18 protein-coding genes are annotated in these 18,952 nt (G+C 41.5%); 11 read left to right on the forward strand and 7 right to left on the reverse strand.

The annotated features are described in order from the left end of the window. Window positions 1-175: 175 nt before the first annotated feature. Complete coding sequence (locus L1267_RS10380) at window positions 176-1,021, reverse strand: MurR/RpiR family transcriptional regulator (RefSeq protein WP_135925859.1); 846 nt, start codon at window positions 1,019-1,021, stop codon at window positions 176-178. Between the two features lie 335 nt (window positions 1,022-1,356). On the opposite strand from L1267_RS10380, the gene pbp4b reads away from it, so the two are divergent. Together pbp4b and L1267_RS10390 are read left to right on the forward strand one after the other, a co-directional pair. Further along, a complete protein-coding gene (gene pbp4b / locus L1267_RS10385) occupies window positions 1,357-3,804 on the forward strand; it encodes a penicillin binding protein PBP4B (RefSeq protein WP_235382768.1) in 2,448 nt (815 codons plus the stop codon). Window positions 3,805-3,898: 94 nt separating this feature from the next. Then, entirely contained in the window at window positions 3,899-5,275 is a 1,377-nt protein-coding gene (locus L1267_RS10390) for a Na+/H+ antiporter NhaC family protein (RefSeq protein WP_235382769.1), read from the forward strand. Between the two features lie 245 nt (window positions 5,276-5,520). Here the strand turns inward: L1267_RS10390 and L1267_RS10395 are convergent, their stop codons facing one another. The 4 genes from L1267_RS10395 to L1267_RS10410 form a co-directional block, all read right to left on the reverse strand. Next, window positions 5,521-6,657, reverse strand: a complete 1,137-nt coding sequence (locus L1267_RS10395) for a PQQ-dependent sugar dehydrogenase (RefSeq protein ID WP_235382770.1) — start codon at window positions 6,655-6,657, stop codon at window positions 5,521-5,523. A gap of 357 nt (window positions 6,658-7,014) precedes the next feature. Next, window positions 7,015-7,614, reverse strand: a complete 600-nt coding sequence (locus L1267_RS10400; RefSeq protein ID WP_235382771.1) for a hypothetical protein — start codon at window positions 7,612-7,614, stop codon at window positions 7,015-7,017. Next, complete coding sequence (locus tag L1267_RS10405) at window positions 7,604-8,155, reverse strand: RNA polymerase sigma factor (RefSeq protein ID WP_235382772.1); 552 nt, start codon at window positions 8,153-8,155, stop codon at window positions 7,604-7,606. The genes L1267_RS10400 and L1267_RS10405 overlap by 11 nt, the downstream gene beginning before the upstream one ends. 6 nt (window positions 8,156-8,161) lie before the next feature. Next, window positions 8,162-8,809: an energy transducer TonB gene (locus L1267_RS10410; RefSeq protein ID WP_138558656.1), complete on the reverse strand. Its 648-nt coding sequence runs from the start codon at window positions 8,807-8,809 to the stop codon at window positions 8,162-8,164. A gap of 106 nt (window positions 8,810-8,915) precedes the next feature. Here L1267_RS10410 and L1267_RS10415 point away from each other — a divergent pair, with 106 nt between their 5' ends. Then, on the forward strand, window positions 8,916-9,422 hold the full coding sequence (locus tag L1267_RS10415; RefSeq protein WP_135925851.1) for a DUF3087 domain-containing protein: 507 nt from the start codon (window positions 8,916-8,918) through the stop codon (window positions 9,420-9,422). 9 nt (window positions 9,423-9,431) lie between these two features. After that, entirely contained in the window at window positions 9,432-9,881 is a 450-nt protein-coding gene (locus L1267_RS10420; protein WP_135925850.1) for a low molecular weight protein-tyrosine-phosphatase, read from the forward strand. 29 nt (window positions 9,882-9,910) lie between these two features. Here the strand turns inward: L1267_RS10420 and L1267_RS10425 are convergent, their stop codons facing one another. Then, on the reverse strand, window positions 9,911-10,981 hold the full coding sequence (locus L1267_RS10425) for an energy transducer TonB (protein ID WP_235382773.1): 1,071 nt from the start codon (window positions 10,979-10,981) through the stop codon (window positions 9,911-9,913). Between the two features lie 331 nt (window positions 10,982-11,312). Between L1267_RS10425 and L1267_RS10430 the strand changes: the two genes are divergently transcribed. From L1267_RS10430 to csrA, 6 genes are all read left to right on the forward strand, one after another. Next, entirely contained in the window at window positions 11,313-11,939 is a 627-nt protein-coding gene (locus L1267_RS10430) for a GTP cyclohydrolase II (RefSeq protein ID WP_235382774.1), read from the forward strand. A 78-nt stretch (window positions 11,940-12,017) separates the two neighbouring features. Continuing rightward, window positions 12,018-12,812 (forward strand): BPSS1780 family membrane protein, encoded by a 795-nt coding sequence (locus tag L1267_RS10435; protein WP_235382775.1) that lies wholly within the window; start codon window positions 12,018-12,020, stop codon window positions 12,810-12,812. Beyond that, window positions 12,812-13,264 carry a regulatory protein RecX gene (locus tag L1267_RS10440; protein ID WP_135925846.1) on the forward strand — a complete coding sequence of 151 codons (453 nt, stop codon included), beginning with the start codon at window positions 12,812-12,814 and terminating at the stop codon, window positions 13,262-13,264. Before L1267_RS10435 ends, L1267_RS10440 begins: the two co-directional genes overlap by 1 nt. A 17-nt stretch (window positions 13,265-13,281) precedes the next feature. After that, window positions 13,282-15,882: an alanine--tRNA ligase gene (gene alaS / locus L1267_RS10445; RefSeq protein WP_235382776.1), complete on the forward strand. Its 2,601-nt coding sequence runs from the start codon at window positions 13,282-13,284 to the stop codon at window positions 15,880-15,882. Between the two features lie 6 nt (window positions 15,883-15,888). Then, window positions 15,889-17,106, forward strand: coding sequence for an aspartate kinase (locus L1267_RS10450; protein WP_135925844.1), 1,218 nt, complete (start codon window positions 15,889-15,891; stop codon window positions 17,104-17,106). A gap of 93 nt (window positions 17,107-17,199) precedes the next feature. After that, window positions 17,200-17,391, forward strand: a complete 192-nt coding sequence (gene csrA, locus L1267_RS10455; protein ID WP_036970495.1) for a carbon storage regulator CsrA — start codon at window positions 17,200-17,202, stop codon at window positions 17,389-17,391. A gap of 26 nt (window positions 17,392-17,417) precedes the next feature. Here the strand turns inward: csrA and L1267_RS10460 are convergent, their stop codons facing one another. Next, window positions 17,418-17,885, reverse strand: coding sequence for a YcxB family protein (locus L1267_RS10460; protein ID WP_135925843.1), 468 nt, complete (start codon window positions 17,883-17,885; stop codon window positions 17,418-17,420). A 124-nt stretch (window positions 17,886-18,009) separates the two neighbouring features. On the opposite strand from L1267_RS10460, the gene L1267_RS10465 reads away from it, so the two are divergent. Beyond that, window positions 18,010-18,933: a hypothetical protein gene (locus tag L1267_RS10465; protein WP_235382777.1), complete on the forward strand. Its 924-nt coding sequence runs from the start codon at window positions 18,010-18,012 to the stop codon at window positions 18,931-18,933. Window positions 18,934-18,952 lie beyond the last annotated feature (19 nt).

Consider the following 18,952-nt stretch of genomic DNA (forward strand, 5'->3'; position numbering starts at 1 on the left):
GCTCAATTATCATAAAGTTATTTTTGTAAGAAATTATGACTGTATACTCAGTGGGTTAATCCCAAAGATAAAGAGTAAAAGATGTGATTTATGGTAAGAGGAAAAAGTCTGCTTCAATCATAAAAAAAAGCAGCCTAGGCTGCTTTTTTGTTCTTAAATGTTATTTATTAAGAAATTAGTTATTCTTAAATTCACCGACAACTTCATTAGAATGTTCCAGTAGTTTACGGCCTTGGCGACTTGACTGGGTGAGAGCGATAAACAGAATATCAATAACAAAGTCTTGTGCTGTTCGCGCAAGAATTGACGATAAACGCACAGACTCACCTTCAGCCACTGAGTAAAGTTTTACATCAGCAGAGTCAGCAACAGGGCTACTGCCAAACTTTGTGACTGAGATCACTGAGCTGTCATTCTTTTTCGCTTGTTTAACTACTTCAGCAATTTCGCGGGTCATACCTGACTCACTTATCGCAATCACCAAGTCACCTTTTGAAAAGGTAGCAACGTATGCAAGCTGCGCGTGGCCATCTGGCTCGGCTATTGCAGGCATGCCGAGTTTTTGTAATTTATAAGAGAAGTCTTTTGCAACTAATGCTGAGCCACCTAAACCACAGATCAGTATGCGCTTTGCTGACTTTAAAAGCTCTACTGCTTTTTCGACTGCCACGGCCTCGTTGAGATTCTTTGTTTCAGTGAGTACAGCCAGTTTACTACTTAATAATTTTTCTGCGATTTGTTCAAGTGAGTCATTAAGGGTGATTTTACCATGTAGTTTTGGTTCACTTGTTTCGTCATTGAGCGCATCAATCACCGCAAGTTTAAAAGCAGGAAAGCCTTTGTAACCTAATTTTTGTGAAAACTTCACCACACTTGACTGGCTCACTCCAACCACTTTCGCAAGCTCAACGGATGATAAGTTACGAATAGCATTCGCCGAATTTAGTGTGAAATCAGCAAGCTTTGCTTCGCTGCTCGATAAAGACTGGCGTAAAGCTTTAATTTTTACAAAAGTAGACATAGGGCTCACTTTGTTTAATTAACTTAAGTCACATTGCATAGTAATGTACTACACACCTTAAGTTGCGATACGTAATTGCTTTGATACCACGACTTATTTTTTGTTTTACTTGACCTAAGTTTGGAATATTTTTCTTTAATTAGATGGAATAATATAGTTTTATTCCATAATAGATACAAGATTATTTGTTGAGATAGCTGCATTTTTAGAGACTTAGCGATAATGTATGCTGTTTATTCTTTATTTAGTAAATAAAATATTTTACATGTTAAGTGGGTGTTGCTACTGTATTGCTGAGAATCGTCAACGCTTAAATCATCAGGTATGAATCTGTTATGAGTTTTACCCCTTTAAAAAAATTTCTTAAACAGCTGTGTTATCTCAGTAGTGCTGCTTTTTTAGTAAGCTGTGCCAGTCATCAATATACCTTCACACAATCAGCTAATTACAGTCACCGTGTAAAGTTTTTAGTAATGCATTACACCGCCATTGATTACGAAAAGTCGATGCGTGCGTTAGTGGATGAAGGGGGCTTAAGTTCACATTATTTATTACCAGAATCAGGCGATCCAAGTTATCCAAAAGACGATTTAGAAATTATTCAGCTGGTTGATGAAAAAGACAGAGCATGGCACGCCGGCCGCAGCTTTTGGCAAGGCCGAGAAGATTTAAATGATCATTCAATTGGTATTGAAATCGTGAATGTACCAACCTGTCATATACCTGAGCAAAGTCAGCCAGCAATGGAAAACGATGCCAGCAAATTGTGTATTTTTCCAGACTATGATGCCAAACAAATTGAGTTGTTGATTGAGCTTAGCAAAGATATCTTGGCGCGAAACCCAGATATTGGCCCAACTCAAGTTATCGGCCATTCAGATATTGCGCCAAGCCGTAAGAACGACCCGGGCCCGCGTTTTCCTTGGTACCAACTTTATAAAGCGGGTATCGGTGCGTGGTACGACAGCGACACTGTTGATAAATATTGGCAATTATTTAGTGCATCAAAACCCTCTGTTGAGTTAATGCAAAAAGCACTGCGTAGCTACGGCTATGAGGTGATTGCTACGGGACAGCTTGATTCGCAAACTTTAGATGCCTTAAGTGCTTTTCAAATGCACTTTTTGCCTTGGCATGTAAGTGGGAATAGTGATGCCAGAAGTGCCGCTGTGTTGTTTGCTTTATTAGATAAATACTTCCCTAAAAAGCTTGAGCGGTTATTTAAAGAATATCAGCAGCAACAGCAAGCGGTTGAGCCAGAGCCAAAAACACTGGCTAATGCACAAGTGATAGCCCGTATTCCTGCTCTTGATCCAAGCAGTCGCGCGCTTGTTAACGACAGAGGCACCTTTGTCGCCTATAAAGGTCGCGGTGAGATCATCATTGAAAACCAAGACGCAACCAGCGCCGACATTTATATTAATGGTGAAAAAATCAATATAGCTTCGCCTTTAACTGCCGAAAAAATATATCAATACAGTTTGGCTAAACGTACTCACAATGGCATCAACACCTATAAAGTTGAGAATGTATTGCCTGAAGGGGCAAGCTTAACCTTACGCTTTCCTTATCCAACGCTTGATAAAAACAGCAGTCAAAAGCGCTTTAGTGCCGTTGATGAATTAATTACTCAAGAAATTAAAGAGGGCTTTCCGGGCGCGGTACTTGCCGTTGTTAAAGATGGCAAACTGATTAAATTAAGCCATTACGGCGCAGCTAAAAAGTACCACGCTGATGGCAGTGAGCTCAAAAGCCCACAAGCTATGCAAAACAATACCTTGTTTGATATAGCCTCAAACTCAAAAATGTTTGCCACTAACTTTGCGCTAATGAAGCTTGCCAGCGAAGGAAAGCTCGACGTAGAAAAACCGCTGTTTTATTACCTACCAGAATTTAGAGGCAGCGGCCGTGAGCAGCGTTTAGTAAAAGACTTACTTACCCATAGTGCTGGTTATCCTGCCGTGGTTGATTTTCATCGTAAAGACAATAAATTTGGTGAGCGCTTTTTTTCACAAAACAGTCTGCGTACTAAAAACCTGTTATTAACTGGCGTTCCCTTCGTGGCTGGACGTAACGTAAAACACTTATATTCTGATATCGATTATATGTTGTTAGGTGTACTGGTTGAACGCATCAGTGGTATGGCGCTTGATACTTATGTTGAGAGCCAAATTTATCAACCGCTTGGTTTAACACATACGGTTTATAATCCATTGCAAAAAGGCTTTTTAACCTCACAAATTGCGGCCACAGAGATTAATGGTAACACCCGAGGTGGACGCATTGAATTTGAAAATGTTCGAACCGATGTTCTGCAAGGTGAAGTACATGATGAAAAAGCCTTTTATGCCTTAGGTGGCGTAGCGGGGCATGCAGGGCTTTTTAGTACTGCTGGTGATTTGTCAGTGCTTATGCAGGTATTACTCAATGGCGGTGGTTATGACAATAAGCAAATTTTTACGCCACAAGTACTTGAGCAATTCACAAACTCTCAAGCAAGTGATGAAACCTATGGGTTAGGGTGGCGACGAGCGGGGCATCAAGCGCGAACTTGGCATTTTGGTCCTTACGCCAGCCCGCGTGCTTTTGGTCATACTGGTTGGACTGGCACTGTGACCGTCATTGACCCCGAGTACGACCTTGCTATTGTGCTATTAACTAATGCGCGTCATACACCTATTGAAGGTTCGCAAGAAAATTACGAGTTTGTCGGTAAACGTTTCGAAACGGGTAAGTATGGCTCTATTATCTCACTGATTTATGAGAGTATATTAAATCACTAGTCGAATTAAGTTGAGTTTAATGGTAAAGCCATTAAGCTTAGCGAGTTTTCGCATAATAAAAATAAAATGCTGTTCTTAATTTAAAAGGGTTTTTATGTCTTGGTATTCAATTTTACCACCCTTGATTGCTATCTTAATTGTGTTTTGGCGCAAAGAAGTGATCATGGCGTTATTGGTCGCGGTTGCGTCGTCTGAGTTTTTACTTGCTATCAATGGTGAAGGTAATAGCTTATTTTACACTTTCATTAATACCATTGAGCGTGTTGTTGAAGTCGCCAGTTCCCCTGGTAATAGCCGTATCCTTATTTTTAGTATCTTAATAGGTGCATTACTTGCCTACATTCGTGAATCTGGCGGTGTCGCTGCTACCGTTAATTTACTGATGAACAAAGGGGTTGCCAAAAGTAAGCGCCAAGTTGGTTATTTAACCATGTTCTCAGGTATTGCAGTATTTATTGAATCTAACTTAAGTGTATTAACCTCGGGTATTTTATCGCGTGGTTTATTCGATAAATTTAAAATGAGCCGAGCACGCCTTGCTTATATTATCGATAGTACCAGCGCACCTGTGTGTATCTTAATCTTGTTAAATGGCTGGGGTGCATACGTGCTTGGTCTACTTGGCAACTACGAAATGGAAGAGTCTGCGGTATCAGTACTTTGGGGCAGTATAGGTTATAACTTTTACGCCATTATCACTTTACTTATCGTGTTCTATACCATTACTTTTGATAAGGTACATGGGCCATTAAAGCAAGCTGAAGATAATTTTGAACAACAAGAAACCGAGCTGGCTGAAGAAGTAAAAGGCTCTAAAGCGCGTTATATGCTTGTGCCACTTATTACCTTAATAGCTAGCATGGTTGGCTTTATGTTCTGGACTGGCGATGGCGATATTGCCAGTGGCAGTGGTTCTAAATCAGTGCTGTATGCAACTATTTTAGCTTGTGTTGTGGCTTACTTTTTAATGATTAGCTCTCGCGACTTTACTCATCATAAGCTTGTTGATATTGGCTTTAAAGGTATGGGTGAGTTGCTACCACTGGTAGCAATTGTATTGCTGTCACTTACCTTAGGGGCAAGCTTAAAAGACCTAGGTACGGGTGTGTTTGTAGCTGGTCTTGTGGGTGATTTCTTACCTATTTACTTGGTTGTGCCAGTGCTATTTTTAACCGGTGCGGTAATTTCATTTACCACTGGTACCTCATGGGGCACATTCGCGATTCTTATTCCAATTGGTGTACCGCTCATTCAAGCTTTAGGTTTACCACCTTCATTAGTAATTGCTGCTATTTTAGGCGGTGGCGTGTTTGGCGATCACTGCTCGCCAATCTCAGATACCAGTGCGGTATCGGCTATTGCATCAGGGTGTGATTTATTAACTCACGTAAAAACCCAAATGCCATACGCCTTATTTGGCGGCGCGTTAACCTTTATCGCTTACCTAGTGACGAGTATTATTGTTTTATAAGTAATAGCTGTAAGCTTTAAGCTATAAGCAAAAAACCACAGAAGTCTGTGGTTTTTTATTGCTTGAAACATAGGTCGTTATTTATTGCGACACATTTAATTCTTAAACAGTTACGGACCAAAGTCCGACCTACAAGAGTGTGGACAGAAACCATCGCGCGAAATAAATTTCACGCCTACGGTACTCCTTTACTCTTTTTCCTTGTAACTCGCTAACTTGTTGGGTTTCGCTTCGCTCTACCCAATCTACGATTTAGGTACAACTTTATAAATCCCTACACCATCAACACCAAGGTATAGATCACCATTAGGGTGGGTGGCGAGGCTACGTACACGACCTACACCTTCAAATACTTTGCTGTGGCCTGTTACTTTGTCACCATCTAGCTTCACTAACACAAGGTGGCCAAACTTCATCGAGCCTACGGCAATTTGACCTTGCCACTGTGGGTATTTATCGCTGGTGATAAACTCCATTCCAGAAGGGGCGATTGATGGCACCCAATACCAATCAGGTTGTTCCATTCCTTCGCGGCTGGTTTCGTCGGTAATTTTTGTACCAATGTAGTTGATCCCATAGGTGATCTCAGGCCAACCATAATTCGCGCCTGCTTTAACTATGTTGATTTCATCACCGCCACGAGGGCCGTGTTCATGGCTCCATATAACTCCCGTTTCAGGATGCATCGCCATACCTTGTGGGTTACGGTGTCCATACGAATAGATGCTTTTGTGAGTTGTATTATGGTTATAAAACGGGTTTGATTTAGGGATAGAACCATCGCTATTGATACGGTGAATTTTGCCTGCATCGTAGTCTAGGCTTTGTGGGTGAACGTCTCTTTTGCCACGGTCGCCAATAGAGAAATACAAGTAACCTTCTTTGTCGAACTCAATACGCGAACCATAGTGTTTCGTTGTTTTAATATTTGGCTCGCCATCAAATAATAATTGCTGATCGACAAGAGTCATATCTTTAAAGCGAGCGCGCATAATTGAGGTATTGTAACCCTCACCATCACCTTCATAGCCCGAGTAGGAAAAGTAAATCCAGCCATTGTCGGCAAAGTTCGGATCAAGCTCTATATCTAATAAGCCCCCTTGACCTTCATCATGTACTTTAGGTGTGCCTTTAACTGTTTGCTCAACGAGTTTACCATCACGAATTAACCTAAGCTCACCACGTCTGTCGGTAACGAGTAAATCTCGCTCGTTAAGCCAAGCCATACCCCAAGGAATTTGAATCCCTTCGCTTACTAATTCTAGTTTGTAGTTATTCGCACTGGCATCCAGTGGAATTTTTTGCTCTGGCTGAGCACAAGCTTGCAAGCTAGATAAGCTAATTGAGGCAATGATTAAATTGTTAAACAAAGACCTTTTCATGGTAACTCCATAATATTTAAACACGATGTTATTAGCCTAGCTGGTTCAGCATTAAATTGTTATTAACATTAGAACAATGTGCGATTATTGGTAGGAAAAGCGAGGTAAGGAGCGGGGGAGTAGTCAGCCGTCTGATTTGACCCCGATAAAGTAAACTCGGGGTTTAATTAACTTGTTTGTTTTCACTCCGTTCTACCGAACGTCATGTAGGTCGTCATTTATGGCGACAAATTATCTTTTCATTAACGGGCTTAAGCCCGACCTACAAGAGTTGGATTGAGGCCATCGCGCGAAATAAATTTCATGCCTACGGTACTCCTTTACTCTTTCCCCTTGCTAACTGGCGAACTCGTTTTATTAAGATGCACACTTTTTCGTTTCGTGGGTTAGCTGTTTGAGTGCGATGATTTGGCCTTGCTTGTTTTGGTCAAGTGCCAGTAGGTCACCTTGGTGAATATGGGTATCTAGGGTGCCGTGCTTTTGTAATTCTTCAAGTAGCGATTGTTTAATTTGTACGAGTACATTTTGCTCGCAGTCGGCGATATACCAGTCGTTATCAACACTGACTAGACGGCCGGTGAAGCTGGTGCGGGCTTGGTGATTGGCTAATGCTTGTTGGTAGTTAGTATCTAGCATTTGCTTTTGCTGCTTTAGATTGCTTACATAACTGCCTTTAGAGTCGAGCTCGTGAACTTCTACCCATTGATAATCAGAAAGATCAACAGCATAAATGTTTGTTAGTTCTCGATAATTATATTCAAGCATAACAAAGCCAAATAATGCTAGGGCAACAAATAAACTGGCCATTTGTATTTTCAAAAAACGTTGTTTTTTAGGCCGTGTTACTTGTGGCGTTTGCATTTGTGCAAGTTGTTCGGTGCTAAAGCTGTGCTGTGTTTTACGCTTTTGAAAATGTGCTTGTAAATCAGCATCGAGTTGCTCGTCGTTACGCTTCATGATGGCCTCCTAGTTGTTGTTTCAGGTTTTGACGGGCATATCGCAGCCGAGTTTTAATGGTCTCTGGGTTACTTTGTGTAATAGCAACAATATCTTCGAGACTAAAGCCTTCTTGCTGTAGGGTCAGTGCTTCTCGCTGTACAAAGCTAAGAGCCATGAGTGCTTTATCAAAGGCTTCATAGTCGTAGTGATATTCTGCATCCTTTGGTTCAGAAAAAACTTGGTTGTCTTCTAATTCAACGAACTTTTGCTGCTTACGAAACTCATCAATCAACAAATTACGTGCTAAACGAAATAGCCACGCTTTTGGATTGTTCTGTTCATTGTAAAAGTCGCGTTTATCAATAACTTTTAACCAAGTTTGCTGGCATATATCGAGAGCAAGATCTTTATCACTTTGGGTGACTAGATAGTGATAAAGATCGTTCCCGTACTGAGCAACGAGTTGGTTAAGATAACGGTTGTCGCCTGTTTTGGCATACTGCGCCAAACAATCAGTGTTTGGCTTGTCAAATAACCATGTCTTGATGCTCATTAGCATAGGCCGTTATCCATCTATTTTAAAATCAAGTTGAACGCTTTGGTTTGTTTGTAATTGTGCCACACCTTCAACAACTTTAGGGCGATATTTCCAACGTTTAATAGCGCGAATTGCTTCGCGGTCAAATACCCGTTTAGGCTCTGCATCAATGATAACTGGGTCGATAACTTCGCCAGTCGGTGAAATGCTAAAGCTAATTTGCACCCAGCCTTCAATCCCCTCGCGGGCTGCAACCGGTGGGTATTTAGGATTTATGCGTACAATTGGCGTTGCATCTCCCGTTGGTTGGTTAATGCTTTTGCTAAGCGTGTCGCCAATGTTATCGAATGTCATCGTTGGTGTTAAATCTGCTACCACAACCGTATCTGGATTATCACTCGTTGGGCGTGGCGGCGTTTTTGGTGGCATTTTAGCAACTGGTGGTGGCGGCAGTGTTTGCTTTACTTGCACTTTTGAATCTTCTGGTACTTCATAAATTTCAACCGTAATATCTGGGCCTGTTTTTACATCGGCTCTTTGCTCCGCAGAAATTAAGTACTGCATAAATGCAAATGCTGCAAAGGTCATTACACCGCCACCAATAATTGCTGCGGTTGTCTTTAAAGCTGTATTGCTGTTATTCAAGCTTGCTGAGTTTAGTGGTAAAGTATGCATAGCCGTTCCTCTTTGGATAATTGCTTTCATAGCTAAAACGGCTGGCAAATAAAAAAGGGGTGAAATTTTTTTCACTTTTTATTTTTCACAAGTTTTTTAGGTTGTTATGAAACTTATTCAAATAGATAAAGCCCGTTACCGTAAACATTTAAACCAAGTAATTATTGCTTGTGTAATTGCTTTAGCCGTTGGCAGTTTAGCCATTTCACAAACGTTAATAGCGTTATTTCCTGACCCAAGCGGTAGCCATTTTCATTGGAACCTATTAGGTGTTGTTGTGTGTAGTTTGCTGGTGGGCTTTGTGCTTAATAAATACCGCAACCATGATTACATGACTGAAATTGTCTATGTGTGGGAGCTTAAAAAAGCGCTAAATAAAATTACTCGAAAAATGCCAAAGTTAAAAGCTGCAGGGCGCGAGGGCAATGCAGATGCTTTATTAGCAATTCATTACAGCTATGCCGGTTCGCGTTTGTTATGGCAGCTTGATGACAACACCATTACCATGGATGAGTTGGCAATTAAGCAGGCAGAGCTTGATAGTGTGGCAGAAAAATACAATCTGTCACTTGATGCAGAACGTTATGATGAGTCAATCTTAAAGCAATTTTAAGGACGAATAATGAAAAAGGTTTTGATTGTTTGCTTGGGCAATATTTGCCGCTCACCTACTGCTGAAGCGGTACTTCGTAGTCGTGCCAAGGCGCTGGGTGTCAATGTTAAAGTTGATTCTGCTGGCACCATTGGTTACCACCAAGGTAATCCACCTGATTCACGTTCAAAAGCAGCAGCCGAAAAGCGCGGTTATAGTTTTAAAGGCATCTATTCACGACCTGTGACTCAAGCTGATTTTTATGAGTTTGATTTAATCCTTGCGGCCGACAAGCAAAATCTTGCTGATTTACAAGCCCAGTGTCCAGAGCACTTACAATATAAGTTGTCGCTGTTTTTAAGTCATGGTGATGCAGGGCAGAGCGAAATCCCTGATCCCTATTATGGTGGCGATCAAGGCTTCGAAAAGGTTCTCGATTTAATTGAGGATGCAGCAGATAACTTGTTAAGCAGGTTATAAAAAGGGTCGCATTGCGACCCTGTTATTTATTAGTTGATTTTAAAATCTAATTGCACCCGAGAAGTCGCAGCAATAGCTTGACCGTTTTCAAACTTAGGCGCATAACGCCATTTTTTCATTGCTTTAACCGCTTCTCTTTCAAACGCAGTACCACCTTCAGAATCAACCACAGTTATGTTGTCTACAAAGCCCGACGGGGTTACTTCAAATTCCATCACGACACTGCCATCTTCCATACGTTGAGCTTTTGACATTGGGTATTTAGGTGGCACACGGTATAACGGCTCTTGTGCTTGGCTTTCTTTCCAAGGCACCATTTTCGCAATCGCTATACAATGTTTGGTTGCTTCGTCACTTTTACCTGTTTTTTCGTATAAGTGAACCAGCTTGGAATGGGCATCGAGTTCCGTTTTGTGATCAAAGTCTAGCTCTTTATCAAACACGCTTACTACATGATTTAAACGTTCAATGGCTGTGCTGTATTTACGTTGGCTTTCTGCAAATGCGGCAACTAAGAAGTCAGCGCTAATACGATCGACAGCGTTATCAGGTAAGTTTTCTTGGTAGTATTTATCGGCTTCTTCAAGATACTCCTTTGCTGTGTAATAGCGTTCACTATTAATTTTATAAGCAAGGATACGTGCCGCAGTCAATTTTGTGTCAGCAACAAGTTTGGCTGAATTTTGCTTTTCAGCTATGGCAATAGCGTCATCTAAATACGTATCAGCACGCTTAGCTGAAGGGGTGGATTCTGCCATGCCGATTAATGAGTCATACACTTGCACACTTAGCTTGCCGTGTTTTTTTTCGAGTATTTCGTAGGCTGTACGATATAACTCAAAGCGCTGATCTTGTTCGCTTTTAGCGAGGCTGTTTGCATAGTTAATGGCAAGGTTTGCGGTGTTGTCGGCGCTTTCGCCATAAACCTCTTTACCTAACTCAAATGCTTTTTTCGCAAGTTCGCTGCTGTCTTGTTGGTTTTCTACAGCGGCGACATAAGCGCGATAGGTGTCGTTAAATTCTTGTGCGGTCGTTTCATTGGCAATGCCTTGCTGACTAAATAGTAATGCAATGCATAAGGCAAGTGAGCTCTTTTTCATAATAATCCTTATTATCTCTGCCCAGTTTTTGGATGATAACTGATACAAGTTAATGATAATGGTTATCATAACTAGGTACAAGGTATCAAATCGCTTTAGATGCATCAATGCTTGCTTTGTGTTTATGTTTTTAGATTATTTGTTGCAGTAAAAACCCCGGCTTTCATAGCGCAAAGCTCGTATCTTCAAGTGGTTTGAGTGTATAATACTTGAATTGCTGGTAACTGCCTCAATATTAGTTATCACTCGTCGTATGTTGCATTCTTACAACCTTCAAGCTGTTGTAATCACATTTGCAGTATCGCATTTATTTTTTAATTTTGGATTTGTCGTGGCGCAAGTAAGAGCAAGAGTCCAGCTAAATGTTGGCAAAAACAGTGATATTCCTGCAGAAATCGTATCTTTTAGTGGTTTAAAAGATGGTCAAGAGCATGTGGCATTAGTATTTAATCAAGCCGACTCTGAGCAAGATGTGCCATTAATTCGCATGCATTCAGAGTGTTTAACTGGCGATGTATTTCACTCGTCACGTTGCGATTGTGGTGAACAATTAAATGAGTGTATCGAAATGATGCATCAGCAAGGCGGCATTTTACTGTACTTACGCCAAGAGGGCCGTGGCATTGGTTTATACAATAAGATTGATGCTTACGTATTGCAGTCACAAGGCATGAATACTTACGAGGCGAATAACCACTTGGGTTTTGCTGATGATTTACGTGACTTTTCAGATGCGGTTTTAATGTTAGAGGCTCTTGGGCAAAAGCACGTTAAGTTAATGACCAATAACCCAAATAAACTTAAAGCACTGCGTGATGCAGGCATTGAGGTTGACTCTGTTGTGGGCACGCACGCTCATATTAAAGCAGGTGTAGTAGGCAATCGTGCTTACCTCGAAACGAAAATCAAACATGGTTCGCACATGCTTGATATTAAAAAAATTAAAAAGCCTGAATAAATTTCACAACAGGTGACTATAAACAAGTAGCGCACCCAGTTATACTCGGTGCGTTTTGTCGTTATTGAATGAGAAATTATGTCAATCGAAGTTCGTGTTTTTAAAGCTGGTGCAGGCGTAAAGTGGTTTAAAGCAGGCTGGGAAATCTTTAAGCTGCAACCGTTTACTTTTATCTTAATGCATCTGCTAATAGTGGTAATTAGCTTTTTGGCGCTAGTACTGCCTCTATTGCAAGTTGTTGGTGCGTTTGTGACGCCGTTTTTAATGGCGGGGTTTTATCAAGCTGTGCTCACAAAACAACAAGGTGGGACTATCAGCCAAGCTGATATTTTTAAGCCATTTAGCAACAAAGGAAACCGTATTGGTTTAGTGCGAGTCGCGGTGTATCAGATGGCGGCAGGTATTTTATTGGCATTACTGTCTAATTTTATCTTTGCAGATGCTTACGCGGTTATCTCGAGTCAGACTTTTGACCCTCAAAATCAAGCTCATTTGGCTGATTTATTAGCGACCATTTCTATGGGGCAAGTTGCGGTATTTTTATTGGCTATCTGTGTGTATTTAACGGCTTTTGCCTACGCAGTACCTTTGGTCTACTTTCAAAAGCAAAGCAACATGTTTGCGGTGTTAAAAAACTCTTTTATGGTATTTTATAAAAATATGGCACCACTGAGTGTGTATGGCCTTATTTGTGCCGTGTTAATGGTGATCTGTATTCCTTTATCGTTTATTCCTCTATTGGTTTTAATGCCAATTTGTTACATTAGTTTCTTCGTGTCATTTCAGGCTATTTTTATGCCGGTTGTACCAAAAAGTGATGACCAAGCTAATGCGCCTGAATCACCGTCGCAATCAGGACGTTTTGACGCGTAATGGATGATAAAGAACAAAAGTTAAAGAATTACGTACTTTGGTTACTATCTCGACAAGATTATTCGCGTCGGGATCTAACCCGAAAGTTACAGCAAAAAGAGGCGACGCCAGAGTTCACAGAGCGTTTGTTAGATTGGTGTGAGTCACACAACTTTATTAACGAGCAGCGCTATTGTGAAGGGTTTGTACGCCGCCATTTAGCAAAGTATCATGGTGCAAAACGCATTCAGAGCGAAGCGATGGCAAAAGGGATAGACCGAGCATTATTAGATAAGACGCTCGAAGAGTTCGAAATCGATTGGTTTGAACTCGCACAGGACGCATATTTAAAGAAGTTTTCAAATTCAGGTAAAGAACTCGACCAGAAAGAAAAAGCGAAACGTGTTCGCTACTTGATGTATCGAGGCTTTAATTACGAACAAATTGATTTTGCAATGCAAGCACAGCAATAAACGGGTGAGATTTTCACATGCAGCATATGACTACCGCACAGATCAGGCAACAGTTCTTAGACTTTTTTGCCTCTAAACAACACCAAATTGTTCCTTCAAGCTCGCTGATCCCGGGTAACGATGCCACGTTATTATTCAATAATGCCGGTATGGTGCAATTTAAAGATGTATTTTTAGGTGCGGAAAGCCGCCCTTATTCACGTGCAACCAGCTCACAACGTTGTGTGCGTGCCGGTGGTAAACATAACGACCTTGAAAACGTAGGTTACACTGCACGTCACCATACATTCTTTGAAATGTTAGGTAACTTCAGCTTTGGTGATTATTTCAAGCAAGACGCAATTAAGTTTGCTTGGGAATTTTTAACTGAAGTTGTAAAACTTCCGCAAGAAAAGCTACTCGTTACCATTTATCACGATGACGAAGATGCTTTCAACATTTGGCATAAAGAAGTAGGCCTGAGTGAAGACCGCATTATTCGCATTGCAACTAGCGATAACTTCTGGTCAATGGGCGATACGGGTCCGTGTGGTCCATGTTCTGAAATATTTTACGATCACGGTGAGCACATTTGGGGTGGTCCTCCGGGTTCACCAGAAGAAGACGGTGACCGTTTCATTGAGATCTGGAACCTAGTATTCATGCAGTTTAACCGCCATGCCGACGGTACAATGGAGCCGCTTCCTAAGCAGTCTGTTGATACAGGTATGGGTCTTGAGCGTATCTCTGCAATTTTACAAGGCGTGCACTCAAACTACGAAATCGATTTATTCCAAGCACTCATTGCAGCTGCGGCTAAAGTAACGAATGCACAAGACTTAGATGATAAATCGTTACGCGTTGTGGCTGACCACATTCGTTCATGTGCATTCTTAGTATCTGACGGCGTTATGCCATCTAATGAAGGCCGTGGTTATGTACTACGTCGTATTATTCGTCGTGCGGTTCGTCACGGTAACAAGTTAGGCGCGAAAGGCGCATTCTTCTATAAGCTAGTTGCTGCGTTAATTGAGCAAATGGGTCAAGCGTACCCAGAGCTTGCTAAGCAACAAGAAATTATCGAAAAAGTACTACGTATTGAAGAAGAGCAGTTTGGTAAAACACTTGAGCGTGGTCTGGCAATTCTTGAAGAAAGCCTAGCAGACATCAAAGGTGATGTGATCCCGGGTGATTTAGTATTCAAGCTTTACGACACTTATGGTTTCCCTGCTGATTTAACGGCAGACGTGGCGCGTGAGCGTTTTATGACCATTGATGAGCACGGTTTCCAAGAGTGCATGGCAGTGCAACGTAAGCAAGCACAGCAAGCTGGTAAGTTTGGTGCTGATTACAACCAACAACTTAAGTCTGAAAAACACACAGACTTTAAAGGTTACGATGCAGAGCATTACACAGGTACTGTGGTTGAGCTTTTCCATGAAGGTCAATCTGTTTCTGTACTTGAAGATGGTCAAGAAGGTATCGCAATCCTTGACCGCACACCGTTCTATGCTGAATCAGGTGGTCAGGTTGGTGATACTGGTGTGTTAAAAGTTGCTGGCGGTGAGTTTGTCGTTACTAACACCACTAAGCTTGGTAATGCATTTGCGCACCATGGTCGTGTGCAAGGTCGCATTGGTACAAACGATAAAGCAGAGGCAACCATTGATGCAGCACGTCGCGATAGCATCAAGAAAAATCACACTGCAACACACATTTTACATGAAACGTTACGTCAAATTTTAGGTGAGCACGTAAATCAAAAAGGTTCACTTGTTGACCCAGAGCGTTTACGTTTTGACTTCTCACACTTTGAAGCAGTTACAAAAGACGAATTACGTCAAATCGAGCGCGCAGTAAACGATGAAATCCGTCGTAACTTTGCGCTTGAAACTGAGCTAATGGCTATCGAAGATGCAAAAGCAAAAGGTGCAATGGCATTATTCGGTGAAAAATACGACGACGAAGTTCGCGTAGTAACCATTGGTGATTACTCAATCGAGTTATGTGGTGGTACTCACGTTAAGCGTGCAGGTGATATCGGTTTATTTAAAATCGTATCAGAAAGCGGTATCGCTGCCGGTATCCGCCGTATTGAAGCGGTAACAGGTGCTGAAGCGGTTGCTTATGTAAGTGAGCAAGAGCAACAACTAAACGATGTTGCAGCACTAGTTAAAGGTGATAGCAGCACAGTACTTGAAAAAGTAACGGCGTTACTTGAGAAATCAAAAGGCCTTGAGAAGCAAATTGCACAGCTTAACGACAAGCTAGCAAGTGCGGCTGGTGCATCGTTAATTGACTCTGTTGTTGAAGTGAACGGTATTAAACTACTGGTTGCTGATGTTGCAGGTACTGAGTCTAAAGCACTACGTGGCATGGTTGATGACCTGAAAACGAAGATTGGTTCAGGTGTTATCGCCCTTGGTGTAGCTAATGGCGATAAAGTAAGCCTAATTGCAGGTGTAACTAAAGACCTAACAGGTAAAGTGAAAGCCGGTGAGCTTGTAAACCACATGGCTGCACAAGTAGGCGGTAAGGGCGGTGGTCGTCCTGATATGGCACAAGCTGGTGGTACTCAGCCAGAGAACCTAGCTACAGCCTTAGAAAGTGTAACTGGTTGGTTATCTGAGCGTTCTTAACTACTAGTGGCACTTATCGTCCAAAAATTCGGTGGCACCTCAGTTGGCTCAATCGAGCGAATTGAGGCCGTCGCCGACCTTGTTGTAAAAACCAAGCAGCAAGGCCATCAAGTTGTGGTGGTGCTCTCGGCTATGTCGGGAGAAACTAACCGTCTTATTCAACTCGCTAAACAAATCGATTCTCGACCAAGCGCCCGTGAGCTTGATGTACTGCTTACCACAGGTGAGCAAGTGTCTGTTTCTTTACTGGCAATGGCTATCATTAAACGTGGCCACTCAGCGGTAAGTTTGCTGGCTGATCAGGTCAACATTCGCACCGACAATATGTTTGGTAAAGCGCGTATTGAAGAGGTTGCAGCGACTCGTTTAAAGCATGAGCTTGAGCACAACCGTATTGCTATAATCGCAGGCTTTCAGGGCCGAGATATTGAAGGTAATATCACCACACTTGGCCGAGGTGGTACTGATACTTCAGCAGTTGAGATTGCGGGAGCGATTAATGCTGACGAATGTCAGATCTATACCGATGTTGATGGCGTATATACAACTGATCCGCGTATTGAACCAAATGCTCGTCGAATGAGCCATGTTACTTTCGAAGAAATGCTCGAAATGGCGAGTTTAGGTGCTAAGGTATTGCATATTCGTAGTGTAGAAGCGGCAGGAAAATACAATATACCGCTCAGAGTACTATCGAGTTTTAACCCAGATCAAGGGACCTTGATCAGTTTTGAGGAACCGGAAGTGCAAGCAAATATTGTGTCAGGTATTGCTTTCAATCGTGATGAAAGTTTGATTTATATCAATCAAATGCAATATGGGATTGAAAACCTGGCTAAAATTACGAAACTTTTTGCAGAGTTTGGTATCGAAATTGATATGATTAATCAAGTTAATCATAACTTTGAAAAAATAGACTATGCTTTTACTGTGCACACCAATGATTATGAACAAGCATTGGAAGTTTTAACCTTAAATCAGGCTGCGCTTGGCGCAGATTCTATTAAAGGAATAAGCAATGTTGCTAAGGTGTCAGCAGTAGGAGTGGGGATGAAGTCACACTCTGGAGTAGCAAGTTTATTTTTTAATGCGCTTGCCGAAGAAAACATCAAAGTCATTTTGGTGTCGACATCTGAAATTAAGATTTCAGTTCTAATAGACGAAAAATATTTAGAGCTGGCAGTACGTGCGCTGCACAAAGTTTTTTTAACTGAAAATGAATAAGATTTAGAGTTTTTACTTACTTTTAAGTCTAGATTTCATTAGAATGTTTTTGACGCGGAATCTTTTAATTTTTTGGAATATGGGAGCAAGAGAATGCTAATACTAACTCGTAGAGTAGGTGAAACCCTTATGATCGGTGACGAAGTTACAGTTACTGTTCTTGGTGTTAAAGGAAATCAAGTTCGCATTGGTGTTAATGCGCCTAAAGATGTATCAGTACATCGTGAAGAAATCTACATGCGCATCCAAGCAGAGAAATCTAACCCAAATCCGGGCAACGTTTAATCAGCGAAAGATATTTTAAGAGCCACTCATTGAGTGGCTCTTTTATTTAGTTCTGCAACAATCTCTTCATTTAGCGCTTTTTTAGACAGGTATTGCATACCTCGACTAGCTTTCAAAATATAGCCTCGCTCAGTCTCAATTATGTCTGTGATTTGTTGCCATGTTAGTTGATAGTGTTTATAGGGGTTTTCGGCTTTAACACCTTCATCATCAAACACGATAGTTACTTCACTACCTGAAGCACGACTCATCATTTGTCTGGCCACCCACCATGGACGTTTATAATAAAACGATAAGCACTCCACTACGGCAAGCATTATCATAAAACTACCTAAATAATGGTTTTCTAACTGGTAAAAGGCTAGTAGGCCTAATGTTATGAGCAATGCTAACAGAGGATATTTAGGTTTAGCCTGAGATGAGTAGGGTAAAGACTCATCAAAGCACTCGTAGTAATACGGTTTATCTAATGTGTAAGTTGTAGTTAATGTCATTCGTGGGCTCACTTAATTTGCTGATAGCAGTTTAACATTGATAAAAAAAATCTGCCGCAGTTGGTTTTCATTTAGTTGTCATTGTGAGAGCTTAAGGTATGTGTATTTTAAAGGTGTAAGCTATATGTTTGTTAGTTCAATGTCGTTAGCACTTGCAATGACTACAAATACTTTTTTGGTTATGGGCGATATGCCATACACCCCGATAGATGAAATTAATCTCGCAGAAGGCGGAAAAATTGCCAAGGCAATCGCAGCGACACCTCATGAATTTTTGATGCACTTGGGCGATATGAAATCGGGAGCACTAGCTTGTACGAATAAGCTTCTGCAAAGCAATAAGTCGTTATTAACATCGCTGACTACACAGCCTTTCATTTACACCCCAGGTGATAATGAATGGACCGATTGCGACCGAGAAAAACTATCGGTGCGTTTTGATGAGCTTGAACGGCTAAGTTTTATCAAACGCTTAATGTTCGACGATGCCTATACACAAAAAGCAAAGCGGCTACAGGGTTATGCGACACAAGCTGAGATGCCAGAAAATGCCCGATGGCAATTTAATGGCATTGAGTTTCGTACCTTGCATATCCCGGGCACCTTTAATGGTCGCTCGCAAATCTTAAAAAGTGATAAAAACGCAGCACTGGATGCCGCCGATATGCGTGATAAATACAATCTCGTTTGGCTAAAGCAAGCACATGTTCATCAGGATGCTAAGGCCTATGTGTTTGGCTTTCAGGCAGATATTTACCACCCAACCAGTAAATCCGCTTGCAGTGAGTCACAGCGCGCCGATTGTGATGCTTTTAAAGTATACCGAGATGCCATCAGCGATTTTGCAAAGCATACCAATAAGCCAGTGCTCGTGATGCATGGTGATACAGGGCCATACTGTACACAACAGTTAGCGAGTAACTTAACGCGCTTAAATGTCCCCGGTGATTTTGCCGTAAGTGACGTCGCAAAAGTGAGTTTTATCGACGGTCAGTGGCATATAGCGAGTGTAACGACAAACGTGCTCCTCACTAAGGAATGTGAGTGATAACGTTGGGTAGAACGGA

Source organism: Pseudoalteromonas sp. OFAV1 (genome assembly GCF_021532595.1).
Taxonomy (GTDB): Bacteria; Pseudomonadota; Gammaproteobacteria; order Enterobacterales; family Alteromonadaceae; genus Pseudoalteromonas; species Pseudoalteromonas lipolytica_C.